Source organism: Pseudomonas deceptionensis, assembly GCF_900106095.1.
GTDB lineage: Bacteria > Pseudomonadota > Gammaproteobacteria > Pseudomonadales > Pseudomonadaceae > Aquipseudomonas > Aquipseudomonas deceptionensis.
On record NZ_FNUD01000002.1, the window covers coordinates 3,605,932 to 3,624,090 of the forward strand.

The following is an 18,159-nucleotide window of genomic DNA, read 5'->3' on the forward strand; positions in this document are numbered from 1 at the left end:
AAAACACTCCCTGTGCCCCTCCTCCTGCTCCTTGCACGACAAAGCGCTGTATATATTTTTATATAGCGATTATCTTCCTGACTGCCCAACACAAACCAATAACGATGGGCTGCCCTCGCCTCTAATGGAGTTTTGTCATGAACGTTCGTGCTCGCCCCTTTATCCCCTCCGCGTTTGCTGCCGTAATCGGGTGTTTCGCCTTCGCCTCAGCCCAAGCAGATGAAGTGCAGGTTGCAGTGGCAGCCAACTTCACCGCACCGATCCAGGCCATAGCCACCGACTTTGAAAAAGACACCGGGCACAAGTTGATAGCGGCCTATGGCGCTACCGGCCAGTTCTATACCCAGATCAAAAACGGCGCACCGTTCGAGGTTTTTTTGGCGGCGGATGACAGTACGCCCGAGAAACTCGAAAAAGACGGCGATATTGTCCCGGGCTCGCGATTCACCTACGCCATTGGCACGCTGGCGTTGTGGTCTGCCAAAGACGGCTATATCGATGGCACGGACAAGGCGCTGACTGGCAACCAGTTCAAGCACCTGTCCATCGCCAACCCCAAAGCGGCCCCCTATGGGCTGGCGGCCACACAAGTGCTGGCCAAGCTTGGCCTGACCGACAAAGTCAAAGACAAGATCGTTGAAGGGCAAAACATTACCCAGGCCTTCCAGTTTGTTTCCACCGGCAATGCCGAACTGGGTTTTGTAGCCTTGTCCCAGATCTATAAAGACGGCAAAGTCAGCAGCGGTTCGGCGTGGATTGTTCCGCAGGCCATGCATGATCCGATCAGGCAAGATGCCGTAATCCTCAAAAAGGGTGCGAACAATCCTGCCGCCAAGGCACTGGCCGAGTACCTCAAGGGTCCAAAAGCGACTGCCATCATCCAATCCTACGGTTACCAACTGTAAATGCCGCTCACGAGTGCTGACTTCGCTGCGATCTGGCTGACCCTGCAACTGGCGTCATTGACCACTGTCATTTTGCTGGTGGTCGGCACTCCAATCGCACTGTGGCTGGCGCATACCCGGTCGCGGTTGCGCGGCCCCATCGGGGCGATCGTGGCGCTGCCCCTGGTGCTGCCCCCCACCGTCATTGGCTTCTATCTGCTGCTGACGATGGGCCCCCACGGGTACGTTGGTCAGTTCACCCAGTTCCTCGGGCTCGGCACCCTGACGTTCAGTTTTGCCGGGCTGGTGATCGGCTCGGTGATTTACTCCATGCCTTTTGTCGTACAGCCTCTGCAGAACGCATTTACGGCCATCGGTCCCAGACCGCTTGAAGTCGCCGCTACCTTGCGGGCGAACCGGTGGGATACCTTCTTCACCGTGGTCTTTCCTCTGGCCCGGCCCGGCTTTATCACTGCGGCGATTCTGGGTTTTGCCCACACCGTCGGTGAGTTTGGCGTGGTGCTGATGATCGGCGGCAACATCCCGGAAAAAACCCGGGTGGTGTCGGTGCAAATCTACGACCACGTCGAGGCGCTGGAATATGCGCAGGCCCACTGGCTCGCTGGGGCGATGGTGGTGTTTTCCTTTCTGGTGCTGCTGGCGTTGTATTCAAGCCGCAAGTCCCAAACCAGCTGGAGCTGAACATGACGTCGCACATCAGCCTTCGGCTGCAACAGCACTACCCCGGTTTTTCCCTGGATCTGGAGCTGCAACTGCCCGGCAAGGGCGTGACCGCACTCTACGGCCACTCTGGTTCCGGCAAAACCACCTGTTTGCGCTGCATTGCCGGCCTTGAGCGTGCCAGCCAGGCTTTTGTGCAGATCAATGATGAGGTGTGGCAAGACAGCCAGCGCGGTCTCTTCGTGCCGGTACACAAGCGCGCGCTGGGCTACATTTTTCAAGAGGCGAGCCTGTTCCCTCATCTTTCGGTGCGGGCCAACCTGGAGTTCGGTATGCGCCGTATCCCGCGTCAGGAACGGCGGGTGGATCTGGCTCACGCAACGGGGTTGCTGGGCATCACTCACCTGCTGGAGCGCGCGCCCAATCATTTGTCGGGCGGCGAACGCCAGCGGGTCGGCATCGCCCGTGCGCTGCTGACAAGCCCTAAGCTGCTGCTTATGGACGAACCCCTGGCCGCGCTCGACAGCCAGCGCAAGCGCGAGATCCTGCCGTATCTGGAGCGCCTGCACGCCGAACTGGATATCCCGGTGCTCTATGTCAGTCACTCCCAGGACGAGGTTGCTCGCCTGGCAGACCATATCGTGCTGCTCAGCGAAGGCAAGGTGCTTGCCAGCGGCCCCATTGGTGAGACCCTGGCCAGGCTGGACCTGCCACTGGCGCGCGGAGATGACGCCGGGGTGGTCATTGAGGGCCGGGTAAGCCACTACGACGCTGCCTACCAGCTACTGACCCTGCAATTGCCTGGCAGTACCCAGCAGCTGCGGGTGGCCCATGCCGAGATGGCTGTGGGTCAGACCTTGCGCGTCAAGGTGCAGGCCCGGGATATCAGCTTGAGCCTCAACCCCGGCGAACACAGCAGCATCCTCAACAGCCTGCGTGTGACTGTAATCGGCGAAACCCCGGCCGACAATCAGGCCCACGTTCTGCTGCGCCTTGATGCGGGCGGTACGGCCCTGCTGGCACGGATTACCCGCTACTCCCGTGACCAGTTGAACCTGGTCAGCGGGCAGTCGCTATGGGCACAGATCAAGTCGGTGGCGGTACTGGCTTAAAGCGCCTGTTTGCGCCGATTTATCAGGTAACGGGCCGTCGCGATGCATAGCCCCACTAGCAGGCCCACCAGCACGCCCAGTACGACAATCAGGGCTTTTTTCGGTTTGATCGGATCAGTCGGCGTCTGAGCCATGCGGTCAATACTCGCCAACCCCAGTCGGCTCATGTCGGTATTCAGGCTGCCAAGGCGAACGGCTTCGGCACGCAAAGGCTCGATATATTTAAGATACAGGTCCTCGTTCGTGCGATTGACGAGCATTTCAACTCGACGATTGACCTCAAGCAGTTTCAACTTCTTGGTGGTTTTAGCAATGCGCTCGTCTGTGAAGTCGTCGTTTGTACGCTTGAGCAATGCGGCACGCTCGGCCTCAAGGACTTGAGTCCCCATGAAGTACAGCGGCATGGTTTGCGACGTGATTTCGGTGCGCATCTGCCTGGAGGACGAGCCCTGTACCGAGTCTGCAATAGACATCGGCGTGGTCGGGTGTGTGTATCCCAGTGACCTGGCGATGGAAATAGCTTCGCTGAGCTGGGCAACACGTGCGTCACGTTCGATTTTCAGCTCCAGGCGCAAGGCCTGCAACTCATCCTCCAACTCCGCTCGCTTGCGTGTGTCAGCCTCGACCAGCGTAGCGATCTCCCCTTCTTTTTCGGAGCGATAGCTTGAACGGGCCGCATTGATTTTGGCTTCCAGCTCTCTAAGCCTGTTATTGATAATCACCTTGAGATCAGCACTGATTTGTTCGCGCTGGTTATTGATCGCGTATTCAACAAAACCATTAAGTATTTCTACGCCGTTAACCATACCTGGATAGGTCAGCTCCAGTTTTATAGACGAGGTTAGTGCGCCGGCCTTGTTTGGTTCGGGCAATGTCAATTTGATTGCATCGCGGTTAAAAAGCTCAAAACTTTGCTCAAGGCTTATGCCTTGTCTTTCCAGAGGCTTGAACAAGTCCTGATGGGTACGAAAGTAATTCAACCGTGTGTCGTAGGACTCAAGCGCCGAGCCGACCTTAAGCAACGCATCTTCAGGCGGTAACTTGTAGACCTCGGAACGGTTAAGCGCATCGAGTTCGTTGATTGCTACGGGCCGCAGCAGGCTGCTGGTCTGGTAGACCGGCTGCGCCCACAGGGCATAACCCAGGGCCATAAACCCGGCCAGGGCAGCGGTTGCCGCAATCAGTTTTTTTTGCTGCCAAAACGAATGAGCCAATTCAAACAAATCGATCTCAGGACCAGGCTTTTGTGCTTTTGGATTGTGGTAAGTAGTCAAAAAACGCACCTTATTGTTAGATCTTTTGTCAAGATGGCTGCTGAGAATAAACACCCTACACAGAAAAATGACCTTTGTATGACAGACTATTCCTAAGAAAGATCCTCACCCATATAAATCAAGCAGATAGCACGCTAAAATCAAGCGATAGCAAAGTGATATCTCGTAGGTTTAATAAGATTAAGTGTTTCCCTGTTCTTTTTTCAGAATTAACTCACAAACAATAAAGAATTTATCTAGCTCAGTCGACAAAGTAGGTGTGCCGTGCCTATTTCAGCGCGCCAGACCTGTACGGTCTGTGTAATTATTGCCGTCACCAGAAAACACGCTTACGTGTGGGGTAATAATCAGCATGGATATTTTTCAGGCGATGCGGGTGTTTGTCCGCGTGGTCGAGACCGGCAGTTTTACCGCTGCGGCACAGGCGTTAGGCTATTCCACCGCGCAAACCTCGCGTTTGCTGTCCGAGCTGGAGTCCTCGTTGCAGGCCCGGTTGCTGCAACGCAGTACCCGGCGTTTGGCCCTGACCGAAGTCGGCGCGCGCTATCTGGAGCGCTGCCGACTGATCCTGGGTGAAATAGAAGACGCCAATGCCGAGGCTGGCGGTGCACACCTGATCCCGCGCGGCCATTTGCGAGTGCAGTCCACCACGGGGCTGGGGATCCAGTTGTTGGCACCGCTGGCGGCCCGCTATGCGGAGCTCTACCCGCAGGTCAACGTTGACCTCACGCTGTCCCAGCGCCAACCCGACTTGCTGGAAGAAGGCCATGACGTCGTCATTACGCTTTCAGCCAACCTGCCGGACTCGGAAATGATTGGCCAACAGCTGGGCAGCATCTTCAGCGTCATCAGTGCTGCGCCCTCTTACCTCAAGGACCGGAGTAGCCCGCAGGCCCCGGCCGATCTGCATGACCACCGCTGTCTGCATCTGGTTGACCCGCTGTTTACCGACAGCTGGACCTTCCGTGACGACCAGGGCGAACAAGTGATCCGCCCCGGGAACGTGTTCCAGGTCAACGTGGCCGAAGCGATGGCGCAAGCTGCCGAGGCCGGGCTCGGAGTCTGCCTGCTGCCCGACTATGTGGCGGTAGGTTCTTATCAGCGCGGATCTTTGGTGCGCCTGCTGCCCCAGTACCGGCTGCATGAAAAGAGCATCTACGCGCTCTACCCTTCACGACGGTTTCTGGATGCAAAGGTCAAAACCTGGGTCGAGTTCCTGAAGCAGGAAATCCCCAAAGTGCTTGATGTGCACCAGGCCATCGTGGATGACCCGGCGCATTGGGCGTGAGGCTGTTCTAGACGGTTTTAATTGCCGCGTGCAATTGCTCGCGCAGGGCAATGGCAGTGCGATCGAACTCCAGCGGCGTCACCGAGATCCCGCCCTGGGTGACCACCTGGGTTTCGGTGTCGGGTGCTTCAGGGTGCTGATGGCGGGTGATGCTGAGCCAGTAGTACTTGGACTCGCGAAAGTCGGTGCGCTCGGTCGAGTTCACACCGTCCATGCGCCCGGCGCCTTGACGTGTGATTTGCATCGGCCCGGCCTCTTCGGCCGGCACGTCCGGGAAGTTGATGTTCAGGCATGCCGACTGCTCCCAGCCCTTACCCAGCAACTGACGGATCACCCCGGGGGCCAGCGTGCGCGCCGTGTCCCAGCGTACTGCGTTGCGGTGGGTAAAGTACTGGCTCAAGGCGATCGATGGAATACCCATCAACAGGCCGGTCATGGCGGCGCCCACAGTACCGGAAAACAGCGTTTCAACCCCCAGGTTCGCGCCTTTGTTGATGCCTGACAGCAACAACTGCGGGGGCTTGTCCATCAACTGCTGCAAAGCCATCGCGACGCAGTCGGCCGGTGTTCCGGAGACTGAAAAGCGTCGCTCGCCACGGGGTGTTACCCGCAAGGGATGGTGAATGCTGATGGCCGTGGAAATACCGCTTTGGTCGTGGTCAGGAGCAACCACCCAGACTTCATCTGCCAACTCGCGGGCCACGGCCTCAAGTACTTCAAGGCCGGGAGCGTCAATGCCGTCATCGTTGGTGATCAGGATTCGTTCGAGCCGAGCGCCTTGCATGAATAAACTCCTTTTATGTCGAATCGCTGGCGGCAAGCGGAAGACTTGCCGCTCACGCCTTAAATCCCCTGCAGCGCCAGATCCATCGCAAAGTAGGTCAGGATCATGTCGGCGCCGGCGCGTTTGATCGAACCCAGGCTTTCACGAACCACGCGGGCTTCGTCGATGGCACCGGCCTGGGCGCCGAATTTGATCATCGCGTACTCGCCGCTCACCTGGTACGCCGCCAGAGGCAGGCGCGAGGCTTCGCGGATGTCGCGAATAATGTCCAGATAAGCCCCGGCAGGCTTGACCATCAGCACGTCTGCGCCTTCTTGCTCGTCCAGCAACGACTCGCGAATGGCTTCGCGGCGGTTCATCGGGTTCATCTGGTATGACTTGCGATCACCTTTGAGTGCGCTGCCGCCGGCCTCACGGAACGGACCGTAGAGTGCCGAAGCGAACTTGGTGGAGTAAGCCATGATCGAGGTATCCAGGAAGCCTGCGCCGTCCAGTGCGCTGCGAATCGCTTGCACCTGGCCATCCATGGCGGCGGATGGCGAAATGAAGTCCGCACCCGCGGCGGCGGCGGCTACCGCTTGCTTGCCCAGGTTGATCAGGGTCGCGTCATTGTCGACACCGTGGTCGTGCATCACGCCGCAATGGCCGTGGGAGGTGTACTCACAGAAGCAGGTGTCGCTCATCACAATCATGTCCGGCGCAGCATCCTTGCTGATGCGGACCATACGCGAGACCAGCCCGTCTTCACGCATGGCATCGCTGCCGGTGGCGTCCAGATGGTGGGAAACACCGAACAGCATGACCGACTTGATGCCTGCACGGGCATAACGCTCGATTTCACCTGCCAGCTTCGACTCAGGGATACGCATCACGCCGGGCATGCTGGTGATCGGCACGAAGTCGTCGATTTCTTCTTCGACAAAAATCGGCAACACCAGATCGTTCAGGCTGAATTCGGTTTCCTGGAACATGTCGCGAAGGGTCTGGGAGCGGCGCAGGCGGCGCGGACGAACGGCGGGGAACTGGTTAGGCATCATGGTTCCTGATGGGCAGGTTCATAAAACAAACGTAAAAACAGACGAGCCTTGGCCAAGGCTCAATGGGGCAACAAATACAGGATTGAACCTACAAATGCAAAACATCCGCCCTGCGTGCGGCCGGTTGTCGCGGGGTTTTTTTTTGTGGGAATACCCTAACAACCCACAGGCTTTTTTTTGTAGCCGCTGCCGCAGGCAGCGATGGGGTGCGAAGCATCCCCCGTTTTTTGACCGAATGTTAAGGTCCTGCGGCCCCTGTCGCAGCCTTCGGCAGCGGCAACAGACCGGCATTGCGTTCCATGTTGAACATTTCGTAAAAAAGCGTAATATCGCCTCCCATGATTCTCGAACAGCTCAAAGCCCTGGGCAATGACACTCGCATGCAAATGATGGAGTGGCTCAAAGACCCGCTCAGTAATTTCCCGCCCCAGGATCATGGTGATCCTGCGATTGGCGTGTGCGTGACCCATTTGCAGCACAAGGCCGGGCTGTCACCTTCCACGGCTTCAGCGCACCTGGCCATTCTGCAGCGCGCCGGGTTTGTGCTGACCACGCGCATTGGCAAGTGGACGTACTACCGCCGCAATGAGCAAGCGATCGACGACTTTGCGGCCAGGCTGAAAATCGAGTTGTAATTTTTACCCTTACATTTCGTTATTACGCGTAATGTAAAAATATGAGGAAGCCCCATGAGCACTAAAACTATCTTCGTCCAACCTGGCGGCGGATATCACAATGTAGTGGTTGGCGAGAGCGAAGTCCTTGCACCCCGCAGCGGTGAAATCACTGTACGTTTACACGCCAACTCTCTGAACTATCACGATTTTGCCGTGGTGAGCGGCATGTGGGGACCGAGCGAAAAACGCATTCCCATGGCCGATGGCGCCGGTGAAGTGATTGCCGTAGGCGCCGATGTCAGCGAGTTCAAGGTCGGCGATTCGGTGGTCAGCACCTTCTTCCCGGACTGGATCGACGGCACCCCGTTGGTTGAAGGCTTTGTGACCGTGCCCGGCGATGGCATCGACGGCTATGCCCGTGAGCAAGTAACCGCCAAGGCCACGTCGTTCACCCTCGCGCCGACCGGCTACAGCCATGCCGAAGCATCGACTCTGACCACCGCCGGCCTGACTGCTTGGCGCGCCCTGATGGCCGATGATTCCCTCAAGCCAGGGGACACGGTACTGGTACAAGGCACGGGCGGGGTTTCGATTTTTGCCCTGCAATTCGCCAAAATGGCCGGTGCCACGGTGATTGCCACCTCCTCCAGCGACGAAAAACTGGAACGCCTCAAGGCGATGGGCGCGGACCACGTCATCAACTACCGCAAGGACACCCAGTGGGGCGAAACAGCCCTGGCACTTACCGGTGGCCGCGGCGTAGATCACATCATTGAAGTCGGCGGCCCTGCGACCCTTGAGCAGTCCATGATTGCCATCCGGGTGGGCGGGCATATCTCGATCATCGGCATCCTCAGTGGCGTCACAGGCTCCATGAACTTTGTGCCGATGCTGATCAAACAAGTGCGTTTGCAAGGCGTACTGGTCGGCAGCCGCAGCCAGCAGCAAGACATGGTGCGCGCCATTAATGCCAATGGCATCCGCCCTGTGATTGATCGTCACTTCCCGCTGAGCGATATCGTCGAGGCGTTCAAATACCAGGAAACGAACCAGCATTTCGGCAAGATCATCCTGGACATCTAAACGCGGTATCGCCGATGGCGCATTGACAGTGCGTCATCGGCTTCTCTAGATTCAGGTTTTGCCCAAAGAGCCGAGCCTGATGAGTCTTGAATCCGTACGCGCATTTTTCAACGCCCACGCCCCTGACCTGCACATCATCGAATTGACCACCAGCACGGCCACCGTGGCACTGGCGGCCGAGGCCCACGGCGTGGAACCCGGGCAAATTGCCAAGACCCTGGCCTTTCGTGTCGGCGAGCGCAATGTACTGCTGGTCGCCCGCGGCGATGCCCGTATCGATAACAAAAAAATCAAGGATGCGCTGGGCAGTAAAGCCAAGATGCTGGACGCAGATACGGTCGTGGCACTCACCAGTCATCCCGTGGGTGGTGTCTGCCCTTTCGGCCTGGCCACTGAGCTGTCTGTCTACTGTGATATTTCCCTGCAAAGCTTTACCGAAGTCATGCCTGCGGCAGGGGCCACCCACACCGCCGTAAAGATCTGCCCTACACGTATGGCCGACCTGGTCAACGCGCAGTGGGTCGATGTCTGCCAGCCTCTTCCTGCCGCCTGACACCCTGCCGAAGGCTCTGGCACGGTACTTTTAGCGACGCGAATGGCCTTGCAATGTAGAAAATGCAGTTGCGATCGATTATCATCCGCCGTTCGCGCAGCACCCTACAGATCAATTTGAAGATAATTAAAACGTCGCAGGGTGCTGTTTCAAGGGACTAACCTGAGGCGCTCATGCACCGCTTTACTTTCAGCAAATCATTGATTTGCGCAACATTGGGGATGGTCAGCCTGTCGTCTTTCGCGGCATTGCAACCAGAGTCAGAGGCCGCCTTGGCAGGCGAAACGCAAAGAGCCTGCCATTTCAACAAAGACACCAGCACCGATTGCACCACCACATTCCGCTACACCATCCTCACCAACAATGGACGAGAGATGCTGTCGCGCATTGACTTCAGCTTTCCCGAGACGGACCAACTGGAGATCATCGACGCCCACTCGACACAACCCGGCGCCAAGCCGGTGGCACTGGCCCCATCGCAAATCGACACGCGCATGGCGCCTAACCCGGATCAGGGTTTTTTACGGGCCAGACAAACCTCGATTGCCTTTCCGAACCTGCGCATTGGCACTCAACTCACCTACACCGTTCGTGAGCATACGATGGCCAAACCGCTGATGGATCACTTCCATTACCTTATGACGTTCGGCCCTTCCCCTGCCCGCTCGGATATATTCAAAAGCACTTTTACCGCCGAGCAGCCAATTGTGTGGCGCAGCGAGCTAATGGAAGATTTCACGTTCACCCCGTCTGCCGACAACAAGACCCTGGTAATCGAACAGAAAAAACCCCGCTTCGTGAATTACATCAATGAAGCCGGCAACGCCTACATTCGCCAGTTGCCGCGGGTTGAAATCGGCAGCTCCGGCCAGGTGCAGGATCACTTTGGCAACCTCGCCAGACGCTACAACGAAATTGTGACTGCCGGGCTGCCGGCGAGCGCCGCCAAAACCGTGTCAGGGCTCAAGGGTTTGCCGCCCGCCCAGCAAGTGTCCGGTTTGATGCAGTACATTCATGATCAATACCGCTACATGGGCGACTGGCGCGCCACTGACCGCGGCTACGTGCCATTCACCCTGAGTGAGATCGAAGAGCGCGGCTACGGCGACTGCAAAGACCTTTCGGTACTGCTGACCGCCATGTTGAAGGCCAGTGGCATAAAAGCAGAAACCAGCTGGGTCAGCCGGGGCACGAACCCGATGGGCCTTCTGCTGCCGGGCACCAACTCAGCGAATCACGCAATCGTGCGGGCCGAAGTAAACGGTCAGGTCTGGTGGCTTGACCCCACCAACCCGGTGTTTTTGCCAGGGCGCAGCATGCCTGACATCCAGAATCGCTGGGCGCTGGTTATCGATGCCGCAGGCAAGGTGCGCCAGGACCACATCCCCGAAGCGCTGCCGAGCTTGAGCATGGGTGTGAAGAAGTTCGAGCACTTCAATCGCGAAGGCCAGGCACGTACAACCGCTGAGGTCGAGATGGGGCAGATGACGCTCATGCAACTCAGCTACGCCGACACCGACTCCGGGGTTTCCGCTACGGATCTGAACCTGTGCAACCACTTCGGCAAGGAAATCAGCGATTGCAAGATCAACCGGGAGAAAACCGGCTTTGTGGTGCCCGAACGTTACAAGGTGCACGCCAGCCTGACGAACCTTCGCGCACTGGAAAACCTGTCCGGCCAGCAAGTTTACAAGCCTGCATTCATGAGCGAGCGCTGGGACAGCCTGATGAACTATCGCCGGACCGGGCAACTGGCTGATTTGTACATGGCAGACCCCGAGAAAATAACCTACGACATCACCCTGTCGGGTGCCAAGGTCGGCAAGGAGATCAAAACCTGCAAGGTGAGTTCACCGTGGTTCGATATGGAACTGAGCAGCAAGCGCAACAAGGATGAGTACCGTTACCTGTACGCCATGACGCAAAAACACAGCTGGCTCACTCACGACGTGATCATGAGCGCGCCGTTCGAAGCGATGCTCCGGCAAGCCCGTGCATGCAACGAAAACATGCAGCAAGTGGTGCATCTCATCACCCAGGGCTGATAGCTTTCAGACCGCCATAAAAAAGCCTGACCCCATTGCAGGGTCAGGCTTTTTTGTGGGTGTTTACGCGATAGCGGTATCGACCAGCACTTGCGCTTCCTCAACCAGGCGGCTCAGATGCTCATCGCCGATAAAGCTTTCGGCGTAGATCTTGTAGATGTCTTCGGTGCCTGAAGGCCGTGCCGCAAACCAACCGTTTTGCGTCATGACCTTAAGCCCGCCAATCGCCTGATTGTTACCCGGCGCGTGGCTGAGGATCTGGGTGATTGCCTCACCCGCCAGCGTGGTGGACTTGACCTGCTCCGGCGACAGTTTGCCCAGCAGGGCTTTTTGTTGCGGGGTGGCCTTGGCATCGACCCGGGTCGAAAACGGCAGGCCCAGTTCTTCAGTCATTTTCTGGTACAGCTGCGAAGGATCGCGGCCGGTGCGGGCCGTCATCTCTGCAGCCAGCAACGATGGAATCAGACCGTCCTTGTCGGTCGACCAGACGCTGCCGTCCAGGCGCAAGAACGAAGCGCCCGCGCTTTCTTCACCGCCAAAGCCCAGCGAACCTTCAAACAGGCCATCGGCAAACCACTTGAAGCCCACCGGCACTTCGAACAGGCGGCGCTCCAGGCGAGCAGCGACACGATCAATCAGGCCGCTGCTGACCACTGTCTTGCCGACTGCAGCATCCGCGCGCCATTGCGGGCGGTTCTGGAACAGATAGTCGATGGACACGGCCAGGTAGTTGTTCGGCGCCAACAGGCCGCCAGATGGCGTAACGATGCCATGGCGATCGTGGTCCGGATCACAGGCGAATGCCACGTCAAAACGCTCTTTGAGCCCGATCAAGCCTTGCATGGCATAGCTGGAGGACGGGTCCATGCGGATCCGGCCATCCCAGTCCACACACATAAAGCGGAATGTCGGATCTACGCTGGTGTTCACCACGTCCAGGTTCAGGCCGTAGTGTTCGCCGATTGCCGACCAGTAGCGCACACCTGCCCCCCCCAGCGGGTCAACGCCCAGACGCAGGTTGGCACCGCGCAGGGTGTCCATGTCGATCACGTTTTTCAGATCGGCAACATAGGTGTTCAGGTAGTCATGGCGGTGCGTGGTGCTGGCCTTGAGGGCCTGCTCGTAACCCATACGCTTGACCCCGGCCAGCTTGGCGGCCAGCAGTTCGTTGGCCTTGGCCTCGATCCACTTGGTGACATCGGTATCGGCCGGGCCACCGTTTGGCGGGTTGTACTTGAAGCCACCGCTTTCAGGCGGGTTGTGGGACGGGGTAATCACCACGCCGTCCGCCAGGCCGCTGGTACGGCCACGGTTGTAGCAAATGATTGCGTGGGAGATGGCCGGAGTCGGCGTGTACTCGTCGTCAGCGGCGATCATGGTTTCTACGCCGTTGGCCGCAAACACTTCAAGTGCGCTGGCGCCTGCCGGGGTCGACAGTGCGTGGGTGTCGATACCGACAAACAGCGGACCGTTGATGCCCTTCATCTGGCGATAGAGGCAAATGGCCTGGCTGATAGCCAATACATGCCACTCATTGAAGCTCAACTCAAACGAACTGCCGCGGTGCCCTGAAGTACCGAACGCAACACGCTGAGTCGCAATCGCTGCATCGGGTTGGCCGGTGTAGTAGGCGGTCACCAGTCGTGGAATGTCGACCAACAACTGAGCCGGAGCCGGTTTGCCCGCTAGAGGACTGAGTGTCATGCAAAACCTCGGGAAATAAGTGATTCGGAGGAAAAAAGGCAGTTTACTGGCAGTTCGACATCGACGCGAAGCAATCTATCCACACCCAGTGATCTGTTTTGCACTTTAATGCACTATTCGTTGTCTGAGGTTGATCCAGACACGTTGTTTACTTCACCTGGACGCACATTTTTAGCACTGAAATAAGGAAGCAGCATGAAACCACTGGTGATCAGCGCAGCCGTTCTACTCTCCGTGAGTATGCTGTGCAGCGTGGCCAACGCCGCCAAACTGGAAGACGTCGCCCCCTACCCTAAAGCCGAGGCGGGCTTTAGCCGTCAGGTCATTCATCTGCCCAAGCAGAAGAATGAAGACGACTACAAAGTCCAAATCATCGCGGGCAAGACGTTGCAGGTCGACTGCAATCAGCAGCGCCTGGGCGGCAAACTGGAAGAGAAAACCCTCAAGGGCTGGGGCTACCCGATGTATCGCCTGAACAAGGTCAGCGGCCCCATGAGTACGATGATGGCGTGCCCCGAAGGCAAGGCCCACCCCGAGTTTGTACCGGTGGTAGGCGATGGTTTCATGCTGCGTTACAACAGCAAGCTGCCCATCGTGGTCTACGCGCCCAAAGACATCGAAGTGCGTTACCGCATCTGGTCTGCTTCCAAGCAGGTCAAGCAGGCTGTGAGCGAGTAATGAATGACCTGTAGCCGCAGCCTTTGGCAGCGGCTACAGGCTTTTTGGCTACTGCAACCCCACGCGATACAAGACGCCGTCATCTTCATCAGTCAACACATACAGATACCCGTCCGGGCCCTGGCGCACGTCGCGGATTCGCGCCTTGAGATCGCCCAGCAGACGCTCCTTATGCACGACCTTGTCGCCATCGAGCTGCAACCGGATCAGGTCCTTGTCCGCTAGGGCACCAATGAACAGGTTATGTTGCCAAGGCTTGAAGCGGTCCCCGTCGTAGAACGCCATGCCACTGATCCCGGGGGATTTTTCCCAGACGTGATGAGGGCCGAGGGTGCCCTCTGCCGTTTGGCCCCTGGCTTCGGAAATGGGCTTGGAGGAGTAGTCAATACCGTGGGTTGCCAGCGGCCAGCCGTAGTTTTTGCCGCGCTCGATCAGGTTGATTTCGTCACCGCCCTTGGGCCCGTGTTCATGGGTCCACAAGGTGCCTGTCCACGGATTGAGCGTTGCCCCCTGCTGATTGCGATGACCGTAGGACCAGATCTCGGGCCTGACGCCTGCCTGGCCCACAAAAGGGTTGTCCTTGGGGATACGGCCGTCAGGGTAGATGCGGGCAATCTTGCCCTGCAACTTGTCGAGATCCTGGGAGGTCGGGCGCTGATTGTTTTCACCAAGGGCAATAAACAGATAGCCATCGCGGTCGAACACCAGACGTGAGCCAAAGTGATTGCCGGTAGACAGCTTGGGCTCCTGACGAAAGATCACTTCAAAATTGCTCAAACGGGTCAGGTCTTCCGACAAACGACCGCGGCCGACGGCGGTTCCGGCCTTGCCGTCTTCACCGCCACCCTCAGCGTAAGACAAGTACACCAGGCGGTCCTCGCCAAAGCTGGGCGACAACACCACGTCGAGCAATCCGCCCTGCCCTTTGGCCCACACCTGCGGTACGCCCGAGAGTGGCGCTGACAGCTTGCCGTCCTGGCTGACGACACGCAGGTTACCCGCACGCTCAGTCACCAGCATGCCTTGCCTGTCGGGCAAAAAAGCCAACGCCCACGGGTGGTTGAGCCCTTCAACGACGGGGGTTGCCGTGATCGTTCCGGTTTCGGTTACAAAGGTCTTCTGCCCGTCGGCATGAGCCGTGAATGCCACATTTAACAGCGCCGAGGCGCACAGCGTGGCCAGCAAGGTTTTTCTCAACATCAACCATTCCTTGTTCAATAGGGTTCGTCCCGAGGCTGGAGGGGCGGTGCGGCGGGTTTTGGAGGTGTTTGGCTGCGGGGATAGCCATTACCGATCTGGCCATTTTCGATGGAGGGTCTTGGCTGTATGGGGGCAGTCGAGGGGGCCCGAGCGCCCGGAACAGAATCCCCCGTGCCCTGACGGCTGTTGGGGTTTATGCGCCGGATCGGGTTGTTCGCAGGAGGGGTGTTGATTAACGGAGTGTTTTGCGCGATTCGTTCGGCTTGGGCCGGGAGTGCTGCGCGGGACTGGTGGTCCGGCAACGCTTGAGCCTGCGCTTGGGCGGCAAGCATGCCCCCCATCAGCAGGAGTAAAAAACTGGATATAGCCCTGTTCATCACGCCCTCCACTTCGAGTCGACCTAAAACCTTTGATGAGCTTTTGCGCAACAGGTTCGGCTTTAAGGTTAACAAAACGTGTCAGACGTCGATTTCAGGACCAATCTCGATCACCGTTGACTCACGCGCCTGGGCCAGCAGCGCCTCACGGCATACCTGGTAGCAATCCTCGATATGGCCATTGCCGACCATTTTCATCACGCCAAAGCTGATGGTTGCAGCTACCGCCTGCCCCACAAAAGGCACAAAGCGAATCACTGACTTGGTCGCAACCTTGGCGCCCATCTTGCGCACCAACGACATGACCAGGGTTCGGCTGATGAATTTTCCGATAACTTCACTGCCAATGCCGGTGACCGCCACAATGATCAGGCGCTTGGATCGCGAGTCCATCTGCTCGATCTGATGCGGGGTCAACCCGAATTTGCTGTTGATCGCCGGTAGCATTTCAACCAAAAGCGCCACATCCGTACCGATATCGAGCCCGGGTATCGGAATTGCAGCAGCACCTGCCGATACTGCCGAACGTTTGGTGACCATGGAGCGGCACTCGTCACGGATACGGTCAAGCTCGGCTAATGACTTGATTAACATAAGATTCCCCGACACAAAGAGATAACACGAGCGTAGTCTACTACGCCCTTCTGGCCAGCAAGGCAGGCCTGACTTCATGTAGAGGGTTGGCGGGGCAGGAAATTCAAAAAAACGGGGGGATATTTTAACTTCGCGGGGGGGCCAAGCAGGGAGTCAGCCTGTACTCCTGGGAAGTACAGGCTTGGCGTGGGTTACACGTCTTTCTTGATTTTTGCCCACTCAGACTTGAGTTTGCTCACGAAGGATTCTTTTGGGGTTTCCTTGCAGGCTGTCACAACGATTGGCGTGATTTTTGCGATACCGTCTACATCCAGCACCGCATCTTCAACTTTGCCCTTTTTGTTAATCGCCTCACCCAAGCCTACAGCCGTCGGCTGGAAACTTTCATCAACGGCCAGGAAATCCGCGCACGTCCATTTCGATACAGGCTGTTTGGTTTCAGCCTGAGCCAACGTAGACAGTGCAACCAGACCCACAGCGCCCATTAACAGAATGTGCTTCTTCATATGCAAATATCCCTATTATCAAAGATTCAGTAACGTGTATTGCTGCCGCAAAGAACATAGTCGCAGACCGTGTACCTGTCAAAAAAACAGTCAACTTTAGATCTTTTTAATACGGACGTATCGCACGACACTTTTATACAACCAAACAATAAGCACAGTAACTTTGGCGATGATTTTATATAAATCCGCCTTTAATGCACCCATGAGCCTCTCCGGCCGACAGCAACTACATGCTGGCGGCCGGCATTACATTTTATTGAGAAAGAATAACTTTCATGGCCTTCTCCTTGGCCGCATTGCCGAACACTTCATACGCCTGCAGGATCTCGGATAACGCAAAGCGGTGGGTAATCAACTTGCCTGCATCGATCTTCCCGGACGCCACGGTTTTCATCAGCATGGGCGTGGTATTGGTATTCACCAGCCCGGTGGAGATGGTGACGTTCTGGATCCACAGCTTTTCCAGGTGCAATTCGACACTTTTGCCATGCACACCCACGTTGGCGATGCTCCCGCCCGGGGCTATGACCGATTGGCAGGTGTCAAAGGAGGCTGGAATACCCACGGCCTCAATCGCAACGTCGACCCCCACGCCATGGGTAATCTCGAATATGCGCTCGACCGCGTTTTGCGTATTGATATCGATCACATGCGTGGCGCCAAACCGTTGGGCGACTTCGAGCCGGTTGGTATCGCCATCCACCATGATCAACTGGGCCGGAGAATAAAACTGTGCCGTCAACAAAGCCGCCATGCCCACCGGGCCCGCGCCGACGATCACGACGCTGTCTCCGGGCTTGACCTTGCCCGCGAGCACGCCGATTTCAAAGCCGGTCGGCAAAATGTCGCTCAGCATCACCAAGGCTTCTTCATCTGCCCCGGCAGGCACCGGGTAGAGGCTGTTATCGGCATGGGGGATACGCACATATTCAGCCTGGGTTCCGTCAATCGTATGCCCCAGGATCCACCCGCCATCTGCGCAGTGGGAATACATCTGACGCCGACAGTTGGCGCAACTGCCACAGGAGGTGATGCATGAAATCAGCACATGATCACCGGGCTTGAAATTGCGTATGGCCGGGCCGACCGCCTCAACCACGCCTACACCCTCATGGCCCAGAACGGTGCCTCGAGTGACTTCTGGCACATCGCCCTTGAGGATGTGCAGATCGGTTCCGCAGATGGTGGTGTGAAGGATACGCACGATGGCGTCGGTCGGTTTATCGATGACCGGTTTGGGGATGTCGGACCAGGATTTCTCGCCTGGCCCCTGATAGGTAAGCGCTTTCATGGTGGTTTTCCTTTACCGGATCAAGAAACAGCTGCGGCTACCTCTGATGTGCATCCTGCACGGCAGCCCCGAAAAACACAGGTGCAGTTAAGCAGCCTTTTTCAGGAACACCCTTGCCACAGGTCATATAAATGCCTGTCAGACTAACGGTGCGGATGGACTGTTGCAGACACCAGTCTGCTCACGATCGGGCGTACCACCAGAACGCACAGAAAGGCAACGGGCATGGCCAGTTGATAGGCGTGCAGCACATTACTCAGGTAATCCCCCTCAATGCCCGAGTTAGCAGCAGTGATCACCAGGCACATCAGAAAAGCCATGATTGCCGACATGTAAAACGCGAACACATACGGCGTGGCCTGTGCAGATAGCTTCAGGCGTTTCACGGACAGGGTGTTAGAAGATTGTTTCGACGTCATATCAGTCCATTTCCAGCTTCAACCTAAGGAAT

Annotated in this window: 18 protein-coding genes; 9 read left to right on the top strand and 9 right to left on the bottom strand. The window is 57.3% G+C overall.

The features are described from left to right. Positions 1-137 precede the first annotated feature (137 nt). The 3 genes from modA to modC are packed head-to-tail and all read left to right on the top strand — an operon-like array spanning position 138 to position 2,677. A complete protein-coding gene (gene modA / locus BLW11_RS16455) occupies positions 138-905 on the top strand; it encodes a molybdate ABC transporter substrate-binding protein (RefSeq protein ID WP_048361750.1) in 768 nt (255 codons plus the stop codon). Then, positions 906-1,586 (top strand): molybdate ABC transporter permease subunit, encoded by a 681-nt coding sequence (gene modB / locus BLW11_RS16460; protein ID WP_048361749.1) that lies wholly within the window; start codon positions 906-908, stop codon positions 1,584-1,586. A 2-nt stretch (positions 1,587-1,588) separates the two neighbouring features. Beyond that, entirely contained in the window at positions 1,589-2,677 is a 1,089-nt protein-coding gene (gene modC, locus BLW11_RS16465) for a molybdenum ABC transporter ATP-binding protein (protein ID WP_048361748.1), read from the top strand. On the opposite strand, the gene BLW11_RS16470 is transcribed toward modC, so the two are convergent. After that, positions 2,674-3,951, bottom strand: coding sequence for a Wzz/FepE/Etk N-terminal domain-containing protein (locus tag BLW11_RS16470; protein ID WP_048361836.1), 1,278 nt, complete (start codon positions 3,949-3,951; stop codon positions 2,674-2,676). The genes modC and BLW11_RS16470 overlap by 4 nt on opposite strands. A 352-nt stretch (positions 3,952-4,303) precedes the next feature. Between BLW11_RS16470 and BLW11_RS16475 the strand changes: the two genes are divergently transcribed. Then, positions 4,304-5,239, top strand: coding sequence for a LysR family transcriptional regulator (locus BLW11_RS16475; protein WP_048361747.1), 936 nt, complete (start codon positions 4,304-4,306; stop codon positions 5,237-5,239). Positions 5,240-5,246: 7 nt separating this feature from the next. On the opposite strand, the gene surE is transcribed toward BLW11_RS16475, so the two are convergent. Further along, entirely contained in the window at positions 5,247-6,023 is a 777-nt protein-coding gene (gene surE, locus BLW11_RS16480) for a 5'/3'-nucleotidase SurE (protein ID WP_048361746.1), read from the bottom strand. 59 nt (positions 6,024-6,082) lie between these two features. Then, positions 6,083-7,057, bottom strand: coding sequence for a porphobilinogen synthase (gene hemB, locus BLW11_RS16485; RefSeq protein ID WP_048361745.1), 975 nt, complete (start codon positions 7,055-7,057; stop codon positions 6,083-6,085). 341 nt (positions 7,058-7,398) lie between these two features. On the opposite strand from hemB, the gene BLW11_RS16490 reads away from it, so the two are divergent. From BLW11_RS16490 to BLW11_RS16505, 4 genes are all read left to right on the top strand, one after another. Beyond that, complete coding sequence (locus BLW11_RS16490) at positions 7,399-7,695, top strand: ArsR/SmtB family transcription factor (protein ID WP_019822791.1); 297 nt, start codon at positions 7,399-7,401, stop codon at positions 7,693-7,695. A 54-nt stretch (positions 7,696-7,749) separates the two neighbouring features. Then, on the top strand, positions 7,750-8,760 hold the full coding sequence (locus tag BLW11_RS16495) for a zinc-dependent alcohol dehydrogenase family protein (protein WP_048361744.1): 1,011 nt from the start codon (positions 7,750-7,752) through the stop codon (positions 8,758-8,760). A gap of 79 nt (positions 8,761-8,839) precedes the next feature. Beyond that, positions 8,840-9,313 carry a YbaK/EbsC family protein gene (locus BLW11_RS16500; protein ID WP_048361743.1) on the top strand — a complete coding sequence of 158 codons (474 nt, stop codon included), beginning with the start codon at positions 8,840-8,842 and terminating at the stop codon, positions 9,311-9,313. 173 nt (positions 9,314-9,486) lie between these two features. Then, complete coding sequence (locus tag BLW11_RS16505) at positions 9,487-11,358, top strand: DUF3857 domain-containing transglutaminase family protein (protein WP_048361742.1); 1,872 nt, start codon at positions 9,487-9,489, stop codon at positions 11,356-11,358. A gap of 63 nt (positions 11,359-11,421) precedes the next feature. Here BLW11_RS16505 and pgm read toward each other — a convergent pair whose 3' ends face one another. Beyond that, a complete protein-coding gene (pgm, locus tag BLW11_RS16510; RefSeq protein ID WP_048361741.1) occupies positions 11,422-13,062 on the bottom strand; it encodes a phosphoglucomutase (alpha-D-glucose-1,6-bisphosphate-dependent) in 1,641 nt (546 codons plus the stop codon). A 195-nt stretch (positions 13,063-13,257) separates the two neighbouring features. Here pgm and eco point away from each other — a divergent pair, with 195 nt between their 5' ends. Next, positions 13,258-13,740, top strand: a complete 483-nt coding sequence (gene eco / locus BLW11_RS16515; protein WP_048361740.1) for a serine protease inhibitor ecotin — start codon at positions 13,258-13,260, stop codon at positions 13,738-13,740. 48 nt (positions 13,741-13,788) lie between these two features. Here eco and BLW11_RS16520 read toward each other — a convergent pair whose 3' ends face one another. The 5 genes from BLW11_RS16520 to BLW11_RS16545 form a co-directional block, all read right to left on the bottom strand. Next, entirely contained in the window at positions 13,789-14,940 is a 1,152-nt protein-coding gene (locus BLW11_RS16520) for a PQQ-dependent sugar dehydrogenase (protein ID WP_048361739.1), read from the bottom strand. Between the two features lie 458 nt (positions 14,941-15,398). Then, a complete protein-coding gene (locus BLW11_RS16530; RefSeq protein ID WP_048361738.1) occupies positions 15,399-15,911 on the bottom strand; it encodes a hypothetical protein in 513 nt (170 codons plus the stop codon). Between the two features lie 191 nt (positions 15,912-16,102). After that, complete coding sequence (gene hdeA, locus BLW11_RS16535; RefSeq protein WP_048361737.1) at positions 16,103-16,417, bottom strand: acid-activated periplasmic chaperone HdeA; 315 nt, start codon at positions 16,415-16,417, stop codon at positions 16,103-16,105. A 253-nt stretch (positions 16,418-16,670) separates the two neighbouring features. Continuing rightward, positions 16,671-17,708 (bottom strand): zinc-dependent alcohol dehydrogenase family protein, encoded by a 1,038-nt coding sequence (locus BLW11_RS16540; protein WP_048361736.1) that lies wholly within the window; start codon positions 17,706-17,708, stop codon positions 16,671-16,673. Positions 17,709-17,851: 143 nt separating this feature from the next. After that, positions 17,852-18,127, bottom strand: coding sequence for a DUF2798 domain-containing protein (locus BLW11_RS16545; protein WP_048361735.1), 276 nt, complete (start codon positions 18,125-18,127; stop codon positions 17,852-17,854). Between the last annotated feature and the right edge of the window lie 32 nt (positions 18,128-18,159).

Bases quoted from the DNA above. Each gene is read 5' to 3' on its own strand.
- hemB (WP_048361745.1), bottom strand. From the start codon at position 7,057: ATGCCTAACCAGTTCCCCGCCGTTCGTCCGCGCCGCCTGCGCCGCTCC.
- BLW11_RS16495 (WP_048361744.1), top strand. From the start codon at position 7,750: ATGAGCACTAAAACTATCTTCGTCCAACCTGGCGGCGGATATCACAAT.
- BLW11_RS16505 (WP_048361742.1), top strand. From the start codon at position 9,487: ATGCACCGCTTTACTTTCAGCAAATCATTGATTTGCGCAACATTGGGG.
- BLW11_RS16520 (WP_048361739.1), bottom strand. From the start codon at position 14,940: ATGTTGAGAAAAACCTTGCTGGCCACGCTGTGCGCCTCGGCGCTGTTA.
- BLW11_RS16490 (WP_019822791.1), top strand. From the start codon at position 7,399: ATGATTCTCGAACAGCTCAAAGCCCTGGGCAATGACACTCGCATGCAA.
- surE (WP_048361746.1), bottom strand. From the start codon at position 6,023: ATGCAAGGCGCTCGGCTCGAACGAATCCTGATCACCAACGATGACGGC.
- modC (WP_048361748.1), top strand. From the start codon at position 1,589: ATGACGTCGCACATCAGCCTTCGGCTGCAACAGCACTACCCCGGTTTT.
- eco (WP_048361740.1), top strand. From the start codon at position 13,258: ATGAAACCACTGGTGATCAGCGCAGCCGTTCTACTCTCCGTGAGTATG.
- modB (WP_048361749.1), top strand. From the start codon at position 906: ATGCCGCTCACGAGTGCTGACTTCGCTGCGATCTGGCTGACCCTGCAA.
- pgm (WP_048361741.1), bottom strand. From the start codon at position 13,062: ATGACACTCAGTCCTCTAGCGGGCAAACCGGCTCCGGCTCAGTTGTTG.
- BLW11_RS16500 (WP_048361743.1), top strand. From the start codon at position 8,840: ATGAGTCTTGAATCCGTACGCGCATTTTTCAACGCCCACGCCCCTGAC.
- modA (WP_048361750.1), top strand. From the start codon at position 138: ATGAACGTTCGTGCTCGCCCCTTTATCCCCTCCGCGTTTGCTGCCGTA.
- BLW11_RS16475 (WP_048361747.1), top strand. From the start codon at position 4,304: ATGGATATTTTTCAGGCGATGCGGGTGTTTGTCCGCGTGGTCGAGACC.
- BLW11_RS16540 (WP_048361736.1), bottom strand. From the start codon at position 17,708: ATGAAAGCGCTTACCTATCAGGGGCCAGGCGAGAAATCCTGGTCCGAC.
- hdeA (WP_048361737.1), bottom strand. From the start codon at position 16,417: ATGAAGAAGCACATTCTGTTAATGGGCGCTGTGGGTCTGGTTGCACTG.
- BLW11_RS16530 (WP_048361738.1), bottom strand. From the start codon at position 15,911: ATGTTAATCAAGTCATTAGCCGAGCTTGACCGTATCCGTGACGAGTGC.
- BLW11_RS16545 (WP_048361735.1), bottom strand. From the start codon at position 18,127: ATGACGTCGAAACAATCTTCTAACACCCTGTCCGTGAAACGCCTGAAG.